The sequence below is a fragment of the Micromonospora thermarum genome, assembly GCF_012034245.1.
GTDB classification, from domain to species: Bacteria; Actinomycetota; Actinomycetes; order Mycobacteriales; family Micromonosporaceae; genus Micromonospora; species Micromonospora thermarum.
Map to the genome: position 1 here is coordinate 225,372 of NZ_JAATEO010000005.1, position 20,196 is coordinate 245,567.

Genomic DNA, 20,196 nt, shown 5'->3' on the forward strand with positions numbered 1-20,196 from the left:
GGCGCGGGCCCGCGCCTCGCGGCGCGCGCCGCAGCCCTCGAACAGGGAAAGAGTGGCCATTCCACGTGACACGTGGAATGGCCACTCTTTCCGTAGAGGTGCGTCCACCGGGACGCCCGCACGGCGGGCTGCCGGTGGGGACGGTCAGTGAACCGTGACCGTCGCGCCGCCGGTCAGGCCGCGCAGCTCCTCGGGCAGCTCGGCGCCCATCTCCTCGGCCAGCCGGAGCGCCTCCTCGATGAGCGTCTCCACGATCTGCCCCTCGGGGACGGTCTTGATGACCTGGCCCTTGACGAAGATCTGACCCTTGCCGTTGCCGGAGGCGACCCCCAGGTCGGCCTCGCGGGCCTCACCGGGGCCGTTCACCACACAGCCCATGACGGCCACCCGGAGCGGCACCGGCAGCCCCTCCAGGCCGGCGGTGACCTCCTCGGCGAGCTTGTAGACGTCGACCTGGGCGCGCCCGCAGGACGGGCACGAGACGATCTCCAGGCCGCGCTCGCGCAGCCCGAGCGACTCCAGGATCGCGGCACCGACCTTGATCTCCTCGACCGGCGGGGCGGACAGCGACACCCGGATGGTGTCACCGATGCCCTCGGCCAGCAGCGCCCCGAAGGCCACCGCGGACTTGATGGTGCCCTGAAACGCCGGCCCGGCCTCGGTGACACCGAGGTGCAGCGGGTAGTCGCACTTCTCGGCCAGCTGCCGGTACGCCCGGATCATCACCACCGGGTCGTTGTGCTTCACGGAGATCTTGATGTCCCGGAAGCCGTGCTCCTCGAACAGCGAGCACTCCCACAGCGCCGACTCGACCAGCGCCTCCGCGGTGGCCTTGCCGTACTTGGCCAGCAGCCGCTTGTCCAGCGAGCCGGCGTTGACGCCGATCCGGATCGGGACGCCGGCGTCGCCGGCGGCCTTGGCGATCTCCTTGACCTTGTCGTCGAACTGCCGGATGTTGCCCGGGTTCACCCGGACGGCCGCGCAGCCCGCGTCGATCGCGGCGAAGACGTACTTCGGCTGGAAGTGGATGTCGGCGATGACCGGGATCTGCGACTTGCGCGCGATCGCCGGCAGCGCCTCCACGTCGTCCTGGCTCGGCACGGCGACCCGCACGATCTGGCAGCCGGACGCGGTCAGTTCGGCGATCTGCTGGAGCGTCGCGTTGATGTCGGCGGTGAGGGTGGTGGTCATCGACTGCACGGACACCGGCGCACCGCCGCCGACCGGCACCGAGCCGACCATGATCTGGCGGCTCGCCCGGCGCGGCGCGAGCGGCGGGGGCGGTACGGCGGGGATACCGAGGCTGACAGCGGTCACTTCAGGCACTCACCTTGAGAAGATCGTGATCGGGTTGACGACGTCCGCGGTGATGGTCAGCAGCGTGAACGCGCCACCGATGAGGATCACCGCGTACGTGAAGGGCATGAGCTTGAGGTAGTCGACCCGGCCCGGGTCGGGGCGGCGCAGCCGCGCGTACACCCAGGAGCGGGCCCGCTCGAACCAGGCGATGGCGATGTGACCGCCGTCCAGCGGGAGCAGCGGCAGCAGGTTGAACACGCCGATGAAGAAGTTCAGCGAGACGAACAGCATGAAGAACAGCAGCCAGGCGTTGTTCTCCACCGCCTCGCCGCCGAGCCGGCTGGCGCCGACCACGCTGATCGGGGTGTCGACGTCACGCTCCCCGCCGGTGATGGCGGTCCACAGCGCGGGGATCTTCTGCGGGATCCGCTGCAACGCCTCGAACGTGTTCACCGCCATGTCCCCGGTGAAGTCGGCGGTCGCGCCGAACGCGGCGACCGGGCCGTACTCGATGCGGGTGGGCGTGCTGGGAACGAGGCCGACGCCGAGCGCGGCGACCGGCCCGACGGTGCCCTTCGGGTCGTCCAGCGGCGGGCGCTGGGTCTGCGCGAGCGTCGCCGTCGCGGTGGCCGACTGGCCGTCACGGACGTACGCGATCTGCGCCGTCTCCCCCGGCTTGAGCCCGCGCAGTGTGGTGAGCAGGTCGCCGTAGGTGGCGACCGGCGTGCCGTTGACCGCGGTGATCCGGTCGCCGTCGCGCAGCTGGGCCTGGGCGGCCGGGCTGGCCGGGTCGGCGGCGGTGCAGGCGCGGGCGGCGTTCTCCGGTACGACGCAGTCGGTGAGCTGGATGACGGCCGGCTCCTGCCGGACCTGCGCCTCGGTGGTCGGGAAGTTCGGGTTGGGCAGGCCGGCGGTGACCGCGATGATCCAGAGGGTGACCAGCGCGAGGGCGAAGTGGGTGATCGACCCCGCGGACATCACGATCGTCCGCTTCCAGACCGGGTACCGCCACATGGCCCGCGGCTCGTCGGCCGGGTCCACGTCGTCGTCCTGCGGCGTCATCCCGACGATCTTGCAGAAGCCGCCGAGCGGGATGCCCTTGATCCCGTACTCCGTCTCGCCCCGCTTGAACGACCAGAGGGTCGGGCCGAAGCCGACGAAGTAGCGGGTCACCTTCATGCCGAAGGCCTTGGCGGTGAGCATGTGCCCCGCCTCGTGCAGGCTCACCGAGATCAGGATGGCGAGGGCGAAGAGCGTCACCCCGAGCAGGTATGCCATCAAGTTCCTTCCACTGATCCGTCGATGATCGCCTGCGCGTGCCCACGGGCCCACGACTCGGCCGTCAGCACGTCCTCGACGGTACCTGGTTCGGCGAAGTCGGGAGCGTCCCGCAGCACCCGTTCCAGGGTGTCGACGATGCCGAGGAACGGCAGCCGCCCGGCGACGAACGCCGCCACGCACTCCTCGTTGGCCGCGTTGTAGATCGCCGGCCGGCAGCGGCCCGCCTCGCCAGCGGCCTTGGCGAGCGCCACCGCCGGGAACGCCTCGTCGTCCAGCGGCTGGAACTCCCACGTGTGGGCCTTCGTCCAGTCGACGGCCGCGGCGGCGTCGTCGACCCGGTCCGGCCAGCCGAGGCCGAGGGCGATCGGCAACCGCATGTCAGGCGGGCTGGCCTGGGCGAGCGTCGAGCCGTCGGTGAACTCCACCATCGAGTGGATCACCGACTGCGGGTGGACCATGACGGTGATGTCGGCGTACGGCACGTCGAACAGCTCGTGCGCCTCGATGACCTCCAGCGCCTTGTTGACCATGGTGGCGGAGTTGATCGTGACGACCGGCCCCATGTTCCAGGTCGGGTGCGCGAGCGCCTGCTCGGGTGTGACCTGCGTCAACTCGTCGCGTCGCCGGCCCCGGAACGGACCGCCGCTGGCAGTGACGACCAGCCGCCGCACCTCGCCGCGGGTGCCGCCGCGCAGGCACTGGGCGAGCGCCGAGTGCTCGGAGTCCACCGGGACGATCTGCCCCGGCCGCGTCACCGCGGCCCGCACCAGGGGGCCGCCGGCGACGAGGGACTCCTTGTTGGCCAGGGCGAGCGTACGGCCGGCGCGCAGCGCGGCGAGGGTCGGCGCGAGCCCGAGCGAGCCGACCACCCCGTTGAGGACGACGTCGCAGGGCCACTGCGCCAGTTCCGTCATCGCGTCCGGCCCGGCGACGATCTTCGGCAGCTTGAAGTCCCCACTGGCCCAGCCGCGCCGGCTCGCCTCGGCGTAGAAGGCGAGCTGGAGGTCCTGCGCGGCGGACGCCTTGGCCACGCCGACCGCCTCGACGCCGAGTTCGAGGGCCTGGGCGGCGAGCAGCTCGACGTTGCCACCGCCGGCGCCGAGGGCGACCACCCGGAACCGGTCCGGGTTGCGCCGCACGATGTCGATGGCCTGCGTCCCGATCGAGCCGGTGGAGCCGAGCAGGACGAGGTCCCGGGGAGAAGTCACGGCGCCATTCTTCCCCAGGGACGCCCGACGCCCACCGGGAGCCTCAGCCGTCGATGTCCGCCGGCTCCTCCGGCGCATCCTCGTCCAGCAGGTCGGCCGGGTCGACGGAGAACGCGAACGGTCGGGTCATCACGAACGCGCTGCCCGCGGCGGCGGCGCTCAGCGGCCGGTACTCCCCCACGGCCAGCTCGAAGAGCGCGATGGTCGGCACCCGGTTACGGAGATCGACCCGGAGGAAGAACGGCACGCCGGGGCCGTCCACGGCTCGTCGTGCCACCGCAGCACGTCGAACGACGGCTCGGTGGGCTCCGGCGCCGCCTCGCCGTCAGATCAACTCGTGATCCTTGAAGTTGCGGTGTCACGGTCGAACGGACACCCCGACATCCATGAAGTCGAGTGGATCTTGTGAATGCGGACAGGCGCGCCTGGCCGTGTTCGCCCTTGCCACGCGGTCGGCACGGGCAGTGGGATGACGAGATGATCGTCGACGATGCAGCCGGGGTGCTGACCTGGCCGGGATGTCGGAACGTCCGCGACCTGGGCGGCACACCCACCACCGACGGGCGTCGCATCCGGCACGGCGCGCTGCTGCGGTCGGATCGGCTCACACCCGCCGACGTGCCGGCCGCCCGCGCCGCCGGGGTCAGCCGGATCGTCGACCTGCGCTGGGCGCGGGAGTGCGAGCGCGATCCGAGCCCGTTCGCCAGCGACCCGGTGTACCGGAACGCGCCGCTGCTCGCCGACCCGCTCGGCTACAACCCGCCGGAGGACAGCTACGGCCCCATGCTCGACCACAACGCCGAGCGGATGGCGGTCGCCGTCCGCTTGGTGGCCGACGCGCCGCCCGGGGCGGTCCTCGTGCACTGCCATGCCGGCCGGGATCGCACCGGTGTCCTGGTCGCGCTGCTGCTCGGCCTGGCCGGCGTCGGCCCGGCGGAGATCGCCGCCGACTTCGCCCGCACCGAGGGCTGCGGTCCCCTGCCGATGCGCAACACCCTGACCCACCTCGACGCCCACTACGGCGGCAGTGCCGGCTACCTGACCGCCGCCGGCCTCGACCCGGCCCTGCTGGCCGCCGTCCGCAGCCGTCTCCTGCCCCGAGCCGGACCACCCGGTCAGGCGGGCCCGAGGCAGAACACCACGTCGACGTAGTCGGAGTTCTTCTCCCAGTTGGAATAGTGATAGTCGGCGAAACCGGGTGCCGCCTGCTCGCACACCGCTCTGACCTGCTTCTCCCCGTCGACGGCGCCCTCGACGCGGGCCACCACCCGCCGCGTGTCGGGGCCGCAGGCGGCGATCACCAGCACCGTGCTCCCCGCGGTGCCGATGTCGCGTACGCACTGCCCGGCCTGCACGAACTGCTCGTCGCCGTTGGCCCGTGCCGGAGCCGAACTGGTCCCGGCGCTCACCTCGTCCGCCGGCGGGGTACGGGACCGTACCGCGTCGATCACGCCGAACCCCTCGAACACCGCGCCGAGGATGCCGGCGACCGCTGCGGCCACGAAGATCCAGCGGACAAATGATCCCCGGCGTCCGTGCGCCGATCCGCTCTCATCGTTCGTCACGTTTCCTCCAGGACAGGGGGCGAGGTCGGTGAGGAAGTGGAGATCTCTCGGGGGCTCAACCTTGGCACAGTGCGAGGCGGCGGCCGCGGTGCGAAACCGGCAGCGCGTCGGGGCCGGAGCACGCACCGGTCACGCGCTTCGGCCGTAACCGCAGGTCAGGCGGCACCGGGCGGGCGGTGGTCGCCGGCCGCCGGAGCCGAGGGTGTCGGATGTTCGACTGGCCCGGTCGGCCGTGCGACCGGCGACGACGCGACCGGTCTGTGCTTTTCAGGCCGGCGGATGTTCCAGGACGAAGGTCTCCACCTCCGTGCCGCCATACCAGTCGGTGCGCCGGCCGACGTGGGTCATGCCGAGGCGGCGGCACACCGCCATCGACCGGTCGTTGCCGGGCGTCACCACCGCGTAGATCTCGCGGGTGCCGGTAGCGAACTCGCGGGCGACCATCGTCCGGGCGGCCTCGGTCGCGTACCCGTGCCCCCACGAGTCCGGGTGCAGGTGCCAGCCGACCTCGATGTCGTCGGTGGGCGTGGTGCCGTCGGCGCCCGGCAGCGGCTTGAGCAGCACGCTGCCCGCCGCCTGGCCGCTGTCGCGCACCTCGATCGCCCAGATGCCGTACCGGCCCCCGGACGGCGCCGACCGCTCCCGCCAGGCCTGTACCCGCTCGGCGGCCTGCTCCGGGTCGGTCAGGGTCCCCGCCCCGCCGCCGAGCCAGCGCATCACCTCGTCCCGGGAGTAGATGTCGAAGATCCGGGCCAGGTCGGACGGCGAGTCGGTCCACTCCCGGATCACGAGGCGGTCCGTGGTGACAACGGTCATGGCGGCCGAGTCTAGGACTGACAGCGGATACGACGGGGAACAGGTACGCGATGGGCGGCGGATGGCAGCGGACGAAGCGGATCGGCGCTGCCGCCTTCCGGCCGGTACGTGGGCGGGACCTGTCGCTGCACGCCGCCGCGATCACCTTCTACGGGGCGATCGCCGTGGTGCCGGTGGCGCTGCTGGCCATCTGGCTCACGGCGCTGGTGGCCGGAGCCGGCCGGGTCCGTCGGCTCACGTCGTACGCGGTGCGGACCCTGCCGGACGAGATCGGCGCCCCCCGGGCGGTGGCCGCGCTGGTCGAGGCCGGGGTGGGGTTGACCCCGTGGCTGGCACTGGCCTCGTTGCTGCCGGCGTCGCTGTACGGCGAGGGCCTGCGCCGCGCGTTCGTCTCGGTGGCCGATTCGCACGTCGACGAGTCGCTGGTCGGCTGGCGGGGGCGGCTGCTGCTGCTCCCGCTGCTGGCGCCCGCCCCCGCTCTGCTGCTGTCGATCCTGCTCGCGCTGCCGACCACCACCGGGCTGGTCCGCGAGGGCGGCTGGGTGGGCGCGCTGGGGGTGGTGCTGTCGTTCCTGGCGACCTGGCTGGTGCTGACCCCGGTGCTGATGTGGGTGTTCCGGGTGGTCGGGCCGGCGTCGCCGGACTGGCTCTCCACCCTCGCGGTCGGGTCGTTCACGGCGGCGAACCTGTCCGGCTTCCTGCACGGCTTCGTGCTGTTCGCGTCGCTGCCGATCGACCTGGGCGTGCCGTTCGGCGGCTTCGACGCGGTCGGCGCCGGCGTGGCCGTCCTGCTGTGGCTCTACCTGTTCCACGTGATCGTGCTGGCCGGCTACTCCGCCACCCTGGCCCTCTCCCGCTGGCGCACCCGCCGCGCCACCGCCACCGCCACCACCCCAGGTTGATCATGGAGTTGGCGGGTCGGGGAGCGCTCCCCCCACCCGCCAACATCATGATCGACGAGGGATCAGCGAGCGTCAGCGGCGGAAGGGGCCGCGGACCTCGTACGTCAACCCGCCGCTGCCCGTTCGCTCGCCGCTGGTGCCGCGCTGGGAGGAGAAGTAGAGGCGGGTGCCGTCCGGGAAGAACGCCGGACCGGTGATCTCGGAGCCGCCCTGGTTCAGGATGCGCAGGAAGGGAGCGACCACCCCGGTCGGGGTGATCACGCAGATCTCCATGTTGCCGCCGTCCTCGGCCACGTACAGGTCCCCGCCCGGGGTGCCGGTGATGTTGTCCACCCCGGTCAGCGGCGCCGTGCCGACGGGGACCAGCGAGTCGTCGTACGCCAGGTCGATGCGCTGGTTGACCGCGTCGTACGCCCACACCCGGTTGTCGCCCTTCGTGGTGAACCAGCAGGTGCCGCGGTCGTACCAGCACCCCTCGCCACCGTCGAAGTGCCGGGCCGCGCCGACCTGCCAGCGGGTGGGGATCGGGAAGCCGTCCCGGTCCGGGATGTCCCGCCAGGTCACCGGCCCGGAGGTCACGTCCGCCGGCGCGCACAGCACCTGGAGCCGGCCGGTGCGCAGGTCGCCCCAGGTGTCCGGGACGAACCGGTAGAAGCAGCCGTCGCCCTCGTCCTCGGTCAGGTAGACCACCCGCCGGTCCGGGTCGCACGCGGCGGCCTCGTGGGTGAACCGTCCCATCCGGGTACGCTCCTCGGCCGACCGGCTGCCGTCCGGCCAGGTCTCGAAGACCCGCCCCAGTGGCACCTCCTCACAGGAGAGCCAGGTGCCCCACGGCGTGGCGCCGCCGGCGCAGTTGACGTTGGTGCCGCCGAGGATCCGGTACGCCGCGGCGATCGAGCCGTCCGCCCGGAACCGCACCGCCGACGCGCCCCCGACCAGCGGGATCTCCGAGTTGGACACGTAGATCCAGCCGTCGCCGGCCGGGAAGCAGGCACCTCCGTCGGGCGCGAAGTGCCACAGGTAGCCGGTGCCGGGCACCACCTGGCCGGCGCGGGCGATCACCCGGCTGGTGAAGCCGGCCGGAAGCTGGATGCCGTTGGCGTCGGCGGCGAGCAGGTCCCCGTACGGGCCGGGGCCGGGCTGGGCGGGGGCGGCCAGCGCCGCGCCGGCCCAGAGACTGCCGGCGAAGGCGGCGCCGCCGGCGACGGTGGCGCGCAGGACGGTACGACGGTCCATCGGACAACCTCCCGGGCTTCACGGTCGATGTCCCGTTGACGTTAGAGCCGACAGTGCATCGATGGAAGTCGCTGTCCGGTGAACGCGGGATGACCGACGGGCGGCGCCGCGGGAGACGATCCGGCGCCCGCCGACACTGCCCCGCCCACCCCGGTCGATCATGACGTTGGCGGGCGTGTCGATCTCTTTGGCACCCGCCAGCTTCATGATCGACGGGGTGTCGGAGAGGCTGAGCGCCGGTTAAGGTGCCGGGTATGGGTGGAGAGCAGGTTCCGCAGCGGGTCGACGTCGTGGTCGTCGGGGCGGGGCACAACGGGCTGGTGTCGGCGATCCTGCTGGCACGTGCGGGGCTGGACGTGCTGGTGCTGGAGGCGGCCGACGTCATCGGTGGGGCGACCCGCACCGAGGCGCCGTTCCCGAAGGTTCCGGGGCTACGGCACTCCACGGGGTCGTACCTGCTCGGGCTGATGCCACCGGAGCTGCTCGCCACGCTCGACGTCCGCATCCCCGTGCTGCGCCGCGACCCGCACTACTTCCTGCCCACGCCGGGCGGGCTCGGCTCGCCGTACCTGCTCTTCGGCAGCGACACCGCCGCGACGCGCAAGCAGCTCGCGGAACTCTTCTCCCCCGCCGACGTGGCCGCCGACGACGCGCTCCAGGCCGAGCTGGCCGCGCTCCGCGAGGACCTGGCACCGGCCTGGCTGGCCGAACCGCTGCCGGTGGAGGAGACCGCCGAGCGGTACGTGCGGCCGGCGCTGCGGCAGGTCTTCGTCGACCTGGTCCGCGGGTCGGTCGCCGACCACCTGGCCCGCTTCGAGTTCCGCTCCGAGCTGCTGGTCAGCATGTACGCGGTGACCGACGGCCTGTCCGGCCTCAACGCCGGCCCCGACGACCCCGGCACCGGGCACAACTTCCTGGTGCACAACATGTGCCGGCTGCCCGGCTCGGACGGCACGTGGATGATCGCCGAGGGCGGCATGGGCACCGTCTCGCGGACCTTCGCCGACGCCGCCCGCGCGGCCGGCGCGACGATCCTCGCCGGTACGCCGGTCACCGCCATCACCCTCGACGGGGGTGCCGCGTCCGGTGTGGTGCTCGCCGACGGACGGGAGGTGGCCGCGTCGGTGGTGCTGGGGGCCTGTGACCCGTACCGGCTGATGGACCTGCTGCCCGACGGCGCGCTCCCGGCGCCCCTCACCGAGCGGATGGCGGCGGTCCGCCGCCCCGGCACCACGCTGAAGCTCAACCTGGCGCTGACCGGGCTGCCGCGCTTCTCCTGCCTGCCGGCCGACGCGCCGAGCCCCTTCGGGTCGACGATCCACCTGCTGCCCGGCTCGGCGTCGCTGTGCGGGGAAGGGGGCGAGTCGCCGATGGCCGCGCTGCGGGCGATGTGGGCCGACGTCCAGGCCGGGCGCCTCCCGGAGGAGCCGACGATCGAGTGGTACCTGCACACCACCGTGGACCCGTCGCTGTCAAACGCGGCCGGGCACCACTCGTCGGCGCTGTTCGTGCAGTCGGTGCCGTACGAGCTGGCCGGCACCACCTGGGACGAGGCGCTGCCCGGGTACGTGGAGAAGCTCGTCGCGATCTGCGAACGGTACGCCCCGGGCGCCGGTGACCTGATCGCCGACGCGGTGCCCCTGCCCCCGCCCGGTATCGAGGCGCACTTCGGCATCACCGGCGGGCACATCCACCACGTCGACAACACCGCCTCGTTCACCGACCGGATGCCGTACGCGACCGGGGTCGACGGCGTGTACGCGGGCAGCGCCGGCTGCCACCCGGCCGGCAGCGTCATCGGCGCCGCCGGCCACAACGCCGCCCGGCGGATCCTCGCCGACCTAGGCCGCTGACCCCTTCTCCGGCTGGGCGGCGGCCCGAGGGTCCTCACCCGGGCCCTTGACGAGGAAGAAGCCGACGATCACGAGGTAGAGGAAAAGGCTGAGGATCGGGTCGACGAAGACGACCGCGAAGGCGACCACGAAGAGCAGTGGGCGCAGCCGCATCCGCCATGCGAGCGTCCGGGCCAGCCGGGGATCCAGGTCGGCGTGGAGCAGCCGCCGACGGCGGGCCCACCACCAGCTCAGGTTGAAGAAGATCCCCTCACCGAGCAGGGTGCCGACGTAGAGGGCGGCGGTCAGCCGTTGCTCGGTCGCGTCGCTGCGCAGGTTGTCCGACAGCAGGTCGGCGGTGAACGGGATCGCGGCCACGAAGAGCAGCAGGAGCAGGTTGAACACCATGAGCGTGTGGTCGACCCGGACCACGTATCGCCACAGGTTGTGATGGGCCAGCCAGATCTGGCCGGAGATCACGAAGGTGATCACGTACGCCAGGTAGGACGGCCAGGCCTGGACGAGCGCCTCGGGAAGCTCCCTCCCACCCGCCCGGGCCGGGCCGTTCTGGAGCAGCTCCACGGCCATCACCGTCAGGACGACCGCGAAGACGCCGTCGCTGAACGACTCCACCCGGGAGCGGTCCCGCGCCGTCTCACCAGGCCGCGGGTTCCCTCCGGGCCCGGACCGCTTCGAAGGCACCACACGTGCATGGTCGCCCACCGGGGCGGACCATGTGGGTCAGGTGAGGCTTTCGCCGGCCGGGGCGGGGGCCTGCTCGTCGACGCGGTGCGCGCGGATCTTGTGCCCCACACTGGTCAGGCAACGGCCGCTCGACAGGTCGAAGCGCCACCCGTGCAGCTGGCAGGTGAGCTGGTCGCCCTCGACCACGCCGAAGCGGCTCAGGTCGGCCTTCAGGTGCGGGCAGCGGCGCTGCACCACCCAGTCGCCGATCGTGATGTCCTCCGCGTCGACGGCCCGCTCGTGCTCGTCGTACCAGCCCTCGGAGTACTGCAGCCGCTCCTCGGACAGGCACTTGAAGAAGGAGTAGACGAACTCGTTGTACTGGCCGATGCGCGCCGCCGAGAACCGGCACGACAGGAACAGGGAGTTGACCCAGTCCACCTCGCCGATGTGCAGCAGGTGCTCGATCAGCGCCCGCTCGGTGCGGAAGCGGTAGCGCACCTTCTCGTCCGCGTACGGCCGCACCTGCTTGCCCGGGAAGTCCACCACGATCGACTCGACGCTCTCGCCGTCGTAGCCGACCAGGTCGAAGCGGACCGGGCCGCCGACCCCCTTGGCGATGTAGATCGACTCGTCCAGCAGCGGCTCGATGCGGCGCTGCATCTCCTTGAGGACGTCGATCTCCGGGTGCCGCCAAGACGCCTTCTCCGCCTCGATGATCGGGCGCTTGCGCTCCCGCATCTCCTCCAGGTGGGCCACCTTGTTCGCGAAGAACTCCTCGACCGGCACCGGGTGGCTGGTCTCGCAGGTCTCGGTGGTGACCTCGGCGACGCTGCCAGGCAGCAGCACGACGGCGTTGGTCCCGCCGACCTTCGCGTACTCGGAGAGGAAGACCGACTGGTCGGGGAAGATGTTGCCCTCGTCGCCGTGGATGTCGTTGAACTGCCACAGCGCGTCGTCCAGGAAGCACGGCGGGCCGGCGATCGGGAAGACGTGGTCGGCCTTCAGGTCGTCGATGTACCGCCAGGTGCGGTCGAACTGCCGGTCCCGCTTCTGCTTGCCGAACGCGGTCTTCGCCGCCTGCGGCAGCTCGTAGACCATCGGGTACCAGATCGCGCCGGAGAACTGGAGCATGTGCGCGTGCACGTGGCCCAGCTCGGCGAAGAGGCTGAGGTCGGTCGGGCGGGCGTCGTTCTGGTTGAGCAGCCGCACGCCGTCGTACTCCACCCACAGGGACGAGTCGCCGATCGGGCCGTCGGTCGGGCTGGTCAGCGCCTGGATCATCACCTTGAGGCCGCCGTCCAGCTCGACGACCTCCTCGTTCGGGGCCTTCAGGAAGTGCGTGAAGCCCAGCTCCCGCAGCTCGTCCTCCATCTCCGAGGTGGGGAAGGCGGGCAGCAGGACGGTGGCCTTCTTCGACACGTACCGCTTGAGGTGGGCGGCGTCGAAGTGGTCCCGGTGCAGGTGCGAGACGTAGAGGTAGTCGACGTCGCCCAGCGTGTCCCAGTCGAGCTGGGAGTTGTCGGGGAACGGGAACCACGAGGCGAAGTACGCCGGGTTGACCCACGGGTCGCACAGGATGCTGCCCGCGGGGGTGTCGATCCGCATGCTCGCGTGCCCGGTACCGGTCACTCGCACCGCAGTTCCCCCTCAGAACGACAAACAAGGTGTACGCGGAAACGCTACCGGAGCCGCTCCGACCGCCGCCCGGCGACGCCGGGAGTACGGCGAGGATGCGCCTCGGGGCAGCTCAGGCCCCGGTCGGCGCCGCCCAGGAGCGCCGGTCGGGTGCGGCCGCACGCCAGCCGTCGAGCAGCCCGGGGATCTCGTCCGGGGGCGCGGCGACGCTCACCCACTGCTCCCCGTGCACCGCGTGGTTGGGATCGGCGGCCACGCTGCCCTCGCTGCAGCACGCGCAGAGCGCCCGTACCCCGCTGGCCGGCTCGGCCCCGTAGTCGCGCTCGGCGAAGGCCGCCACCAGGGCGTGCACGTCGTCGACCGTGGCGGCCACGACGCGGACGCTGCTCGTGGGCAGCGTCGACTCGCGCCACAGCAGCAGCTCGTCGAAGACGGGGAAGGTCTGCCCGTCGACCTGGCGCTCGCCGTTCGGCGCGCCGTCGTGCACGACGATCTCCCCGAACCGGCGGCCCGACTCCGGGGTGGGCACGCTGAGCACCTTCGCCCGGGTCGGGCAGAGCCGGCGGGCCCAGACCACCTCGGCCCGGCCGCCCGGGTCGAGCCGGATCGGCGCGACTCCGAAGTCCTCGACGATCTCGCCCGTGCCGTCGGGCAGCGTGAGCCCGTACCCCCGCCACGCGTCCCGCGCGGTGGCCCAGTCACCCATGATCGTCGCCGCGATGCCGAGGTTCCAGTACGCCGGGTCCTCGGTGCCGCGCTCGGCCCGGGCCGCCGCCTCACGACCCAGCTCGTACGCCTTCGCCCAGTTCCGGAGGAACTTGTGGGCCAGCGCGGCGTTGTACCACCACGCCTCGGCGGCCGGGATGTCCGGGTACCGCCGCACGAGGCGCTCCCACAACTCCGCGGCGACCGGCCAGTCCTGTGCCTCCCAGGCCTGCCGGGCCCGCTCGTACAGTTCCCGGTCGTCCTCGCGCGTCATGCGCCCCCCCATCAGGTCGGACCCAGCGCCGGGCCCGGCACGGGGCGTGCCAGACTAACCGGAGATCCGATCGCGAGGGAAGGACCGACAGTGGCAGGAAGCGAGCCGGTTACCGCTCCGGACCAGCACAAGCCGGGGCACCGCAAGTCCGGGCGGATCGGCGCGGTGGTCGTCGCGCTGGCGCTGCTGGCGATGCTCTGCGGCAACCACGAGGGCAGGGTCGAGGATCTCTGGCTCGTCGGCCTCGCCGTCCTGCTGCTGGCCATCGTCATCGGCGATGCCGTGCTGCGGCGCAACGGGCTGCGGTCGTAGACCCGGCGCCCGCGCCGGGGGGACACGCGCGAAGGGCCCGCTCCCGGTCGGGAGCGGGCCCTTCGGCGTACGCGGTCAGCGACCGAGCAGGATGTCCTGCACGTCCTTGAGGGCGGCGTCGACCTCCGCCTCGAAGTAGCCGCCCTGCACGAGACCGAAGCGCAGGGTGTCCAGGTCGCGGGGATTCACCGGCATCGGGTTCCGCCCCTGCATCCCGCCGAGCAGGCTCTCGAAGAACCGGTCCACCTGGTCCGGGTCGTACCCGCTGCCGAAGCGGCGCACCTGGAAGCTGCGGCGGATCTGGTCGACCCGGTACAGGTCGCTGCCGGGCGGGCCGGCCATCGGCGGGCCGGCCACCGCGGGCGGGCCGGGGACCGCCGGCGGGCCTGCCATCGGGCCACCGAAGCCCGGCTGCGGCTGCGCGGGCGGGCCACCCATGCCACGGCCGCGGTCCGGCATGCGGATCTCGGCGGTCATGTCGGTGCGCCCGTGCCGGCCGGCCTCGAAGCCGTCGAAGCGCTGCTCGTCGCCGTAGCCACCCGGACCGGGATCCGGGCCGTAGCCGCCGGGTCCGGAGTCCGGGCCGTAGCCACCCGGCCCGGAGGGCAGGCCGCGGGGCGGCGCGCCGTGGCCCATCGGGGCACCCGGGCCACCGCGAGGCGGCTCGTAGCCGCCGCGGGGCGCGTCGTAGCCGCCGGCGAAGGCGCCGGTGGGCTCGTCGTACCGGCCGTAGCGGTCGGGCGGGCCGGGCTGTGCGGGCATGACCCGGGGCGGCATCGGCTGCGGGACCGGGGACATGCCGCGCTCGTCGCGCATCGGTGGGCCCATGCGCTCCGGCGGGCCGAGCCGGTCGGCCATGCGGGGGTCGCGGCCGGACAGGCCGCCACGCTCCTCGAGCTCGGCGAGTTGCCGCTCGACCCGGTCGAGGTGCAGGTCGACCTGCCACTCGTCGTAGCCGTTGAACCGGACCCGGAAGACGACGTCGTGGACCTCCTGCGAGGACACGGGCGCGCCGACCGGCTGCCCGGCCAGCGTGGCCTCGACGCGGTCGAGGAAGGCGTCCACCTCGTCGACCTTGTATCCCCGGCGCAGCGCCTTGCGCCGGAAACGCTGACCCTGACTCGCCACTATGTCTCCTGGTCTCGTTCGCTACGCCCGGTCACGGTGTCTCCCCGGTCCCAACGGTCTCACTGCCCTCCGCGGCGGCGAGTTGACCACACGCCCCGTCGATCTCGCGACCCCGGGTGTCCCGCACCGTCGTGGACACTCCGGCGTCGCGCAACCGCCGGACGAACTCCCGCTCCACCGGCTTCGGGCTCGCATCCCAGCGGCTGCCCGGAGTGGGGTTGAGCGGGATCAGGTTCACGTGGGCCAACTTGCCGGCCAGCAGCCGCCCGAGCAGATCGGCTCTCCACGGCTGGTCGTTCACGTCCTTGATCATCGCGTATTCGATCGACACGCGACGTCCCGTGCGGGCCGCGTACTCCCAGGCCGCCTCCAGCACCTCGGACACCTTCCAGCGCTGGTTCACGGGCACGAGTTCGTCGCGCAGCTCATCATCGGGGGCGTGCAGCGACAAAGCAAGGGTCACTGAGAGGTCTTCGCTGGCCAGTCGGCGGATGGCCGGCACCAGCCCGACCGTGGAAACGGTGATGTGCCGCTGGGAGAGCCCCAGCCCCTCCGGGGCGGGGGCGACCAGCCGCCGGATCGCGGCCACGACCCGGTTGTAGTTGGCCAGCGGCTCGCCCATCCCCATGAACACCACGTGCGACAGCCGCGGCGGGGACCCGGCGACCGCACCGGAGGCGGCCACGCCCGCCAGGTAGACCGCCTGGTCGACGATCTCGGCGGTGGAGAGGTTGCGGGTCAGCCCGGCCTGGCCGGTCGCGCAGAACGGGCACGCCATCCCGCAGCCGGCCTGGCTGGAGATGCAGACCGTGACCCGGTCCGGGTAGCCCATGAGCACGCTCTCGACCAGCGAACCGTCGTGCAGCCGCCAGAGCGCCTTGCGGGTCGCGCCGTCGTCGCACGCCAGCTCCCGCACCGGCGTCAGCAGCGTGGGCAGCAACCGCTCCGCCAGCTTGTCGCGGGTCGCGGCCGGCAGGTCGGTCATCTGCCGCGGGTCGCGCACCAGGCGCCCGAAGTAGTGGGTGGAGACCTGCCGCGCCCGGAACCGGGGCTCCCCCAGCTCGGCCACCAGCGCCTGGCGGCCGGCGAGGTCGAGATCGGCGAGGTGCTGCGGGGGCATCGCCGCCCGGCGTGCGGGGGCGTCGAGGTTGACCGGGGTCAGGGGCAGGCTCGTCATGGCGCGTCCAGTCTGTCACGCCCGGCGCGGGACGCACCCGTCCGGAGGTGCCGAATCGAGCCGGACCGCACGGACGGAAGCACCTGCGGAGGGTGATTCACGACTCAACCCGCCATCGGAACGAGGACCGCCAGCAGCAGGTACGCCGTCGGGACGGCGAAGAGGATCGAGTCGAGCCGGTCCATCAGGCCGCCGTGCCCCGGCAACAGGTTGCTCATGTCCTTCACACCGAGGTCACGTTTGACCATGGACTCGGCCAGGTCGCCGAGCACGGCCGCGGCGGAGACCGCCACCCCGAACAGGGCACCCCACCAGGGCCGGACGTCGAAGAGCAGCCAGAGCAGCACGGCGCTGCCGAGCGCCGCCGCGCCGACCGACCCGGCCAGGCCCTCCCAGGACTTCTTGGGGCTGATCGTGGGGGCCATCGGGTGCTTGCCGAAGTTGGCGCCGGCCGCGTACCCACCCGTGTCGGAGAGCACCACGGCGACCAGGGTCACCAGCACCCGCAGGTAGCCGTCGTCGGGCGCCGCGGCCAGCAGCGCCGCGAAACCACCGAGGAACGGCACGTAGACCGCGATGAGCGTGGCGGCGGTGACGTCCCGCCGGAACCCGGCCGGCCCGTCCCCGAGGCGCCACACCACCGAGCCCAGGACGGTGACGGCCAGGCCGAGGGTCAACGCGTCAGGGCCAGCGAACCAGGCCAGCCCCACGGTGAGCACGCCGCCGGCGATCAGCGGAACCAGCGGGGGGTTCGCGTCGGCCCGGCCGGCCGCCCGGGCCATCTCCCAGCTGCCGATCGCCACCGCGCCGGCGACGACCAGCAGGAACGCCGGCGGGTAGAGGAACAGCGGCACGAGGATGAGCGCGCCGAGGGCGACGCCCACCCCGATGGCCGCGGGCAGGTTGCGGCCGGCCTTGCCCGACGACGTCGGCGGGGCCCCGGACCCACCGGCCCGGCGGCGGCCCGGCTGGCGCCGGCCCGGCGGCTCCGACGCGGCCGGCGCCGGCTCGTCCCGGACCGGCGTGAGCTGCGTGGTGGGGTACTCCGACATCGGAGGCGCTTCGTCCCGGACCGGTTCCAGCTGCGCGGTCGGGTACTCCGGATCGTCCCCGACGGGACCGTGGCGGCCGTTGCGGCCGTTCACCGGGCCCGGCCGGCCCCCGTACGCCGGGTCACCCGGGCCCGAAGGCTTCCGGAACGGGCGGGCGGGGCCGCGATCGTCGTACCCGGGGTACGCCCCGCCGGGATCGGCCGGCGGGCGGGTGCGCGGGTCGGCGTGGAGATGGGGAGCGACCGCGGGCCTCCGCACCCAGGGGCCGGGCTCGACGTCGTGGTCGGGCCAGGGCAGGGGCCGGTCCGGCCGGTCCCAGCCACGGGGGTCGGCGCTGCCGTAGGGGTCGACGGGGGACATCACGCACCGCGCGGACGTGGCACGAGACCGACGACCAGACGCACAACCACAACCATCCCCTACCCGAGTGCCTATCCCCTTCGGTTGACCGGCACGTCGGCCGGCCGATCCCCGCCGTTCACCGCACGGTGGCCCGGGAATCGTGCCGAGCCTACTGCACCCATCGCCGGGGCACTCGGGACCGCTGCCGGCGGCCGCCCGGCCGGGCGGAAACAGTCGTGGCACCGGCGTGCAGCCGCCCACGAGGGGCGCGCGCCGGTGCCACGTCGCGGTCGGGCCGCCGGGGTCAGACCTCCAGCAGCTCGGCTTCCTTGTGCTTGACCAGCTCGTCGACGGTCGCGACGAAGCGCTGGGTCAGGTCGTCCAGCTCCTTCTCGGCGCGACGGCCCTCGTCCTCGCCGACCTCGCCGTCCTTGACCAGCCGGTCCAGCTCCTCCTTGGCCTTGCGGCGGATGTTGCGGACGGCGACCTTGGCCTCCTCGCCCTTGTGCCGGGCCACCTTGATCATCTCGCGGCGGCGCTCCTCGGTCATCTGCGGGAGCAGGATGCGCAGCTGGTTGCCCTCGTTGTTCGGGTTCACGCCGAGGTCGGAGTCGCGGATCGCCTTCTCCATGGCGTTGATCTGCGAGTTGTCGTACGGCTTGATGATGACCATCCGCGGCTCGGGCACGCCGATGGACGCCATCTGCGGCAGCGGGGTCGGGCTGCCGTAGTAGTCGATGATGATCTTGGAGAACATGGCGGCGTTGGCGCGGCCGGTACGGATAGCGCCGAACTCCTCCTTGGCGTGCTCGATGGCACGCTCCATCTTCTCCTCGGCCTCGAGGAGGGTGTCGTCGATCACCGGTCTCCTCGCCTCCTTCTGTGCTCGTCGTGGCTGGTCGTGTCGGAGGACCGCTGAGCTCGGCCGCTCAGGTGGTGATCAGGGTGCCGATCTTGTCGCCACCCACGGCCCGGATGATGGTGTCGTCGCCCTGGGCACCGAAGACCAGCATCGGCAGGCCGTTCTCCATGCAGAGGCTGAAGGCGGCGGCGTCGGCCACCCGCAGGTTGCGGCGGAGCACCTCGGAGAAGGTGATCGAGTCGAACTTGCTGGCGGTCGGGTCGATGCGCGGGTCAGCGGTGTAGACGCCGTCCACGCCGTTCTTGCTCATCAGCACCACGTCGGCCCGGATCTCCAGGGCACGCTGCGCGGCGACGGTGTCGGTGGAGAAGTACGGCATGCCGGCGCCGGCACCGAAGATGACCACGCGGCCCTTCTCGAGGTGCCGGATGGCGCGCAGCGGAATGTACGGCTCGGCGACCTGGGCCATCGTGATCGCGCTCTGCACCCGGGTCTCGATGCCCTCCTTCTCCAGGAAGTCCTGGAGGGCGAGGCAGTTCATCACGGTGCCGAGCATGCCCATGTAGTCGGCCCGCGCCCGGTCCATGCCACGCTTCTGCAGCTCCGCGCCGCGGAAGAAGTTGCCGCCGCCGACCACGACGGAGACCTGCACTCCGCGCCGGACCACCGTGGCGATCTGCCGGGCGATGGCCTGGACGACGTCCGGGTCGACACCGATCGCGCCGCCGCCGAACACCTCACCGGAGAGCTTCAGCACCACCCGGCGGGCCCGACCGGGAGGTGGCGCCGTCGGATCCTCCGCCGCCAGACTCCGGTCACTCACAACCTGCGTCATCCGCCCCGCCCTTCACCATGCGACGCCCCGCGCCGCGTACCGCGAAACTGCCGTGACCGACCCTAGGGCCTGCGTCGGAGTCGCAGCCCGGCCGCGCCGGGACTTCGCCACAGACCCTATGTGACGAGGAGGCCGCGGTGCCTGACAGGTACACCGGCGACCTCCTCGTCCACGTTCCCTCCCACGGGCGAGTTCACGCGCCCGTGGAGCGGCTCAGGCCTGGCCGACCTCGAACCGGACGAACCGGGTGATCTCGATGCCGGCCTCGCCCAGCACCTGCTGCACCGTCTTCTTGTTGTCCGTGACCGACGCCTGCTCCAGCAGGACGAAGTCCTTGAAGAAGGAGTTGACCCGACCCTCGACGATCTTCGGCAGCGCCGCCTCGGGCTTGTTCTCCTCGCGGGCGGTCTGCTCGGCGATGCGCCGCTCGGACTCGACGACCTCGGCCGGCACCTCGTCGCGCGTGAGGTACTGCGGCCGCATCGCGGCGATCTGCATGGCCGCGCCGCGCGCGTCGGCGTCGCCCGCCTCGTCGGTCTTGCCGCTGTACTGCACCAGCACGCCGACCGCCGGCGGCAGGTCCTGCGCCTTGCGGTGCAGGTAGACCGCGACGGCGCCGTCCAGCTTGGCGAACCGGTTGAGCACCAGCTTCTCGCCGATCTTGGCGGACTGCTCCTGGACCAGGTCGGCGACGCTCTTGCCGTCGATCTCGGAGGCCAGCAGCTCCTCGGCGTTGCTCACGCCGCTGCGCTCACCGTGCTCGACCAACTGCTGGGCCAGCGCGATGAAGCTGTCGTTCTTGGCGACGAAGTCGGTCTCGCAGTTGAGCTCCAGCAGGGCCTTGCCGGAGTGCGCGATGAGGCCGTTCGCGGCGGTCCGGCCGGCCCGCTTGCCGACGTCCTTCGCGCCCTTGACGCGCAGGATCTCGACGGCCTTGTCGAAGTCGCCCTCGGCCTCGGTCAGCGCCTTCTTGCTGTCCATCATGCCGGCGCCGGTCAGGTCGCGGAGCTTCTTGACATCCGCGGCGGTGAAGTTGGACATGGCTCTC

20 protein-coding genes are annotated in these 20,196 nt (G+C 72.3%); 4 read left to right on the forward strand and 16 right to left on the reverse strand.

Going from position 1 to position 20,196, the window contains the following annotated elements; translation table 11 throughout:
• Positions 1 to 144: 144 nt before the first annotated feature.
• The 4 genes from ispG to HCJ94_RS07205 are packed head-to-tail and all read right to left on the reverse strand — an operon-like array spanning position 145 to position 4,065.
• Positions 145 to 1,317 carry a flavodoxin-dependent (E)-4-hydroxy-3-methylbut-2-enyl-diphosphate synthase gene (gene ispG / locus HCJ94_RS07190; protein ID WP_168000176.1) on the reverse strand — a complete coding sequence of 391 codons (1,173 nt, stop codon included), beginning with the start codon at positions 1,315 to 1,317 and terminating at the stop codon, positions 145 to 147.
• A gap of 9 nt (positions 1,318 to 1,326) precedes the next feature.
• Positions 1,327 to 2,577, reverse strand: a complete 1,251-nt coding sequence (locus HCJ94_RS07195; protein WP_168000177.1) for a M50 family metallopeptidase — start codon at positions 2,575 to 2,577, stop codon at positions 1,327 to 1,329.
• The gene (gene dxr, locus HCJ94_RS07200) at positions 2,577 to 3,788 is read right to left on the reverse strand and encodes a 1-deoxy-D-xylulose-5-phosphate reductoisomerase (protein ID WP_168000178.1); all 1,212 of its coding nucleotides are present in this window, start codon (positions 3,786 to 3,788) and stop codon (positions 2,577 to 2,579) included. Before dxr ends, HCJ94_RS07195 begins: the two co-directional genes overlap by 1 nt.
• A gap of 43 nt (positions 3,789 to 3,831) precedes the next feature.
• On the reverse strand, positions 3,832 to 4,065 hold the full coding sequence (locus HCJ94_RS07205; protein WP_168000179.1) for a hypothetical protein: 234 nt from the start codon (positions 4,063 to 4,065) through the stop codon (positions 3,832 to 3,834).
• Positions 4,066 to 4,265: 200 nt separating this feature from the next.
• Here HCJ94_RS07205 and HCJ94_RS07210 point away from each other — a divergent pair, with 200 nt between their 5' ends.
• Complete coding sequence (locus tag HCJ94_RS07210; RefSeq protein WP_168000180.1) at positions 4,266 to 4,940, forward strand: tyrosine-protein phosphatase; 675 nt, start codon at positions 4,266 to 4,268, stop codon at positions 4,938 to 4,940.
• Here HCJ94_RS07210 and HCJ94_RS07215 read toward each other — a convergent pair.
• Both HCJ94_RS07215 and HCJ94_RS07220 read right to left on the reverse strand, forming a co-directional pair.
• Positions 4,904 to 5,353 carry a hypothetical protein gene (locus HCJ94_RS07215; RefSeq protein WP_168000181.1) on the reverse strand — a complete coding sequence of 150 codons (450 nt, stop codon included), beginning with the start codon at positions 5,351 to 5,353 and terminating at the stop codon, positions 4,904 to 4,906. The two genes, HCJ94_RS07210 and HCJ94_RS07215, sit on opposite strands and share 37 nt — an antisense overlap.
• A gap of 267 nt (positions 5,354 to 5,620) precedes the next feature.
• Positions 5,621 to 6,169 carry a GNAT family N-acetyltransferase gene (locus HCJ94_RS07220; RefSeq protein ID WP_168000182.1) on the reverse strand — a complete coding sequence of 183 codons (549 nt, stop codon included), beginning with the start codon at positions 6,167 to 6,169 and terminating at the stop codon, positions 5,621 to 5,623.
• A gap of 50 nt (positions 6,170 to 6,219) precedes the next feature.
• Here HCJ94_RS07220 and HCJ94_RS07225 point away from each other — a divergent pair, with 50 nt between their 5' ends.
• Complete coding sequence (locus tag HCJ94_RS07225; protein WP_168000183.1) at positions 6,220 to 7,071, forward strand: YhjD/YihY/BrkB family envelope integrity protein; 852 nt, start codon at positions 6,220 to 6,222, stop codon at positions 7,069 to 7,071.
• Between the two features lie 72 nt (positions 7,072 to 7,143).
• Here the strand turns inward: HCJ94_RS07225 and HCJ94_RS07230 are convergent, their stop codons facing one another.
• Entirely contained in the window at positions 7,144 to 8,307 is a 1,164-nt protein-coding gene (locus HCJ94_RS07230) for an alkaline phosphatase PhoX (RefSeq protein WP_168000184.1), read from the reverse strand.
• 254 nt (positions 8,308 to 8,561) lie between these two features.
• On the opposite strand from HCJ94_RS07230, the gene HCJ94_RS07235 reads away from it, so the two are divergent.
• The gene (locus HCJ94_RS07235) at positions 8,562 to 10,160 is read left to right on the forward strand and encodes a phytoene desaturase family protein (RefSeq protein WP_168000185.1); all 1,599 of its coding nucleotides are present in this window, start codon (positions 8,562 to 8,564) and stop codon (positions 10,158 to 10,160) included.
• On the opposite strand, the gene HCJ94_RS07240 is transcribed toward HCJ94_RS07235, so the two are convergent.
• The 3 genes from HCJ94_RS07240 to HCJ94_RS07250 form a co-directional block, all read right to left on the reverse strand.
• The gene (locus tag HCJ94_RS07240) at positions 10,149 to 10,844 is read right to left on the reverse strand and encodes a TMEM175 family protein (protein WP_168000186.1); all 696 of its coding nucleotides are present in this window, start codon (positions 10,842 to 10,844) and stop codon (positions 10,149 to 10,151) included. The two genes, HCJ94_RS07235 and HCJ94_RS07240, sit on opposite strands and share 12 nt — an antisense overlap.
• 36 nt (positions 10,845 to 10,880) lie before the next feature.
• Positions 10,881 to 12,461 carry a Rieske 2Fe-2S domain-containing protein gene (locus HCJ94_RS07245; protein WP_168000187.1) on the reverse strand — a complete coding sequence of 527 codons (1,581 nt, stop codon included), beginning with the start codon at positions 12,459 to 12,461 and terminating at the stop codon, positions 10,881 to 10,883.
• Between the two features lie 112 nt (positions 12,462 to 12,573).
• The gene (locus HCJ94_RS07250) at positions 12,574 to 13,440 is read right to left on the reverse strand and encodes a tetratricopeptide repeat protein (protein ID WP_168000188.1); all 867 of its coding nucleotides are present in this window, start codon (positions 13,438 to 13,440) and stop codon (positions 12,574 to 12,576) included.
• A gap of 90 nt (positions 13,441 to 13,530) precedes the next feature.
• Here HCJ94_RS07250 and HCJ94_RS07255 point away from each other — a divergent pair, with 90 nt between their 5' ends.
• Positions 13,531 to 13,752 (forward strand): DUF2631 domain-containing protein, encoded by a 222-nt coding sequence (locus HCJ94_RS07255; RefSeq protein ID WP_168000189.1) that lies wholly within the window; start codon positions 13,531 to 13,533, stop codon positions 13,750 to 13,752.
• 75 nt (positions 13,753 to 13,827) lie between these two features.
• On the opposite strand, the gene HCJ94_RS07260 is transcribed toward HCJ94_RS07255, so the two are convergent.
• The 6 genes from HCJ94_RS07260 to tsf all read right to left on the reverse strand — a co-directional run bounded on the left by HCJ94_RS07260 (position 13,828) and on the right by tsf (position 20,189).
• Entirely contained in the window at positions 13,828 to 14,880 is a 1,053-nt protein-coding gene (locus HCJ94_RS07260; RefSeq protein ID WP_168000190.1) for a DivIVA domain-containing protein, read from the reverse strand.
• A 31-nt stretch (positions 14,881 to 14,911) separates the two neighbouring features.
• Entirely contained in the window at positions 14,912 to 16,057 is a 1,146-nt protein-coding gene (rlmN, locus tag HCJ94_RS07265) for a dual-specificity RNA methyltransferase RlmN (RefSeq protein WP_168000191.1), read from the reverse strand.
• 104 nt (positions 16,058 to 16,161) lie between these two features.
• Positions 16,162 to 17,469 carry a phosphatidate cytidylyltransferase gene (locus HCJ94_RS07270; protein ID WP_168000192.1) on the reverse strand — a complete coding sequence of 436 codons (1,308 nt, stop codon included), beginning with the start codon at positions 17,467 to 17,469 and terminating at the stop codon, positions 16,162 to 16,164.
• Positions 17,470 to 17,755: 286 nt separating this feature from the next.
• Complete coding sequence (frr, locus tag HCJ94_RS07275) at positions 17,756 to 18,313, reverse strand: ribosome recycling factor (protein WP_168000193.1); 558 nt, start codon at positions 18,311 to 18,313, stop codon at positions 17,756 to 17,758.
• Between the two features lie 67 nt (positions 18,314 to 18,380).
• Positions 18,381 to 19,148: a UMP kinase gene (pyrH, locus tag HCJ94_RS07280; protein WP_155333592.1), complete on the reverse strand. Its 768-nt coding sequence runs from the start codon at positions 19,146 to 19,148 to the stop codon at positions 18,381 to 18,383.
• 213 nt (positions 19,149 to 19,361) lie between these two features.
• On the reverse strand, positions 19,362 to 20,189 hold the full coding sequence (gene tsf, locus HCJ94_RS07285) for a translation elongation factor Ts (protein WP_168000194.1): 828 nt from the start codon (positions 20,187 to 20,189) through the stop codon (positions 19,362 to 19,364).
• Between the last annotated feature and the right edge of the window lie 7 nt (positions 20,190 to 20,196).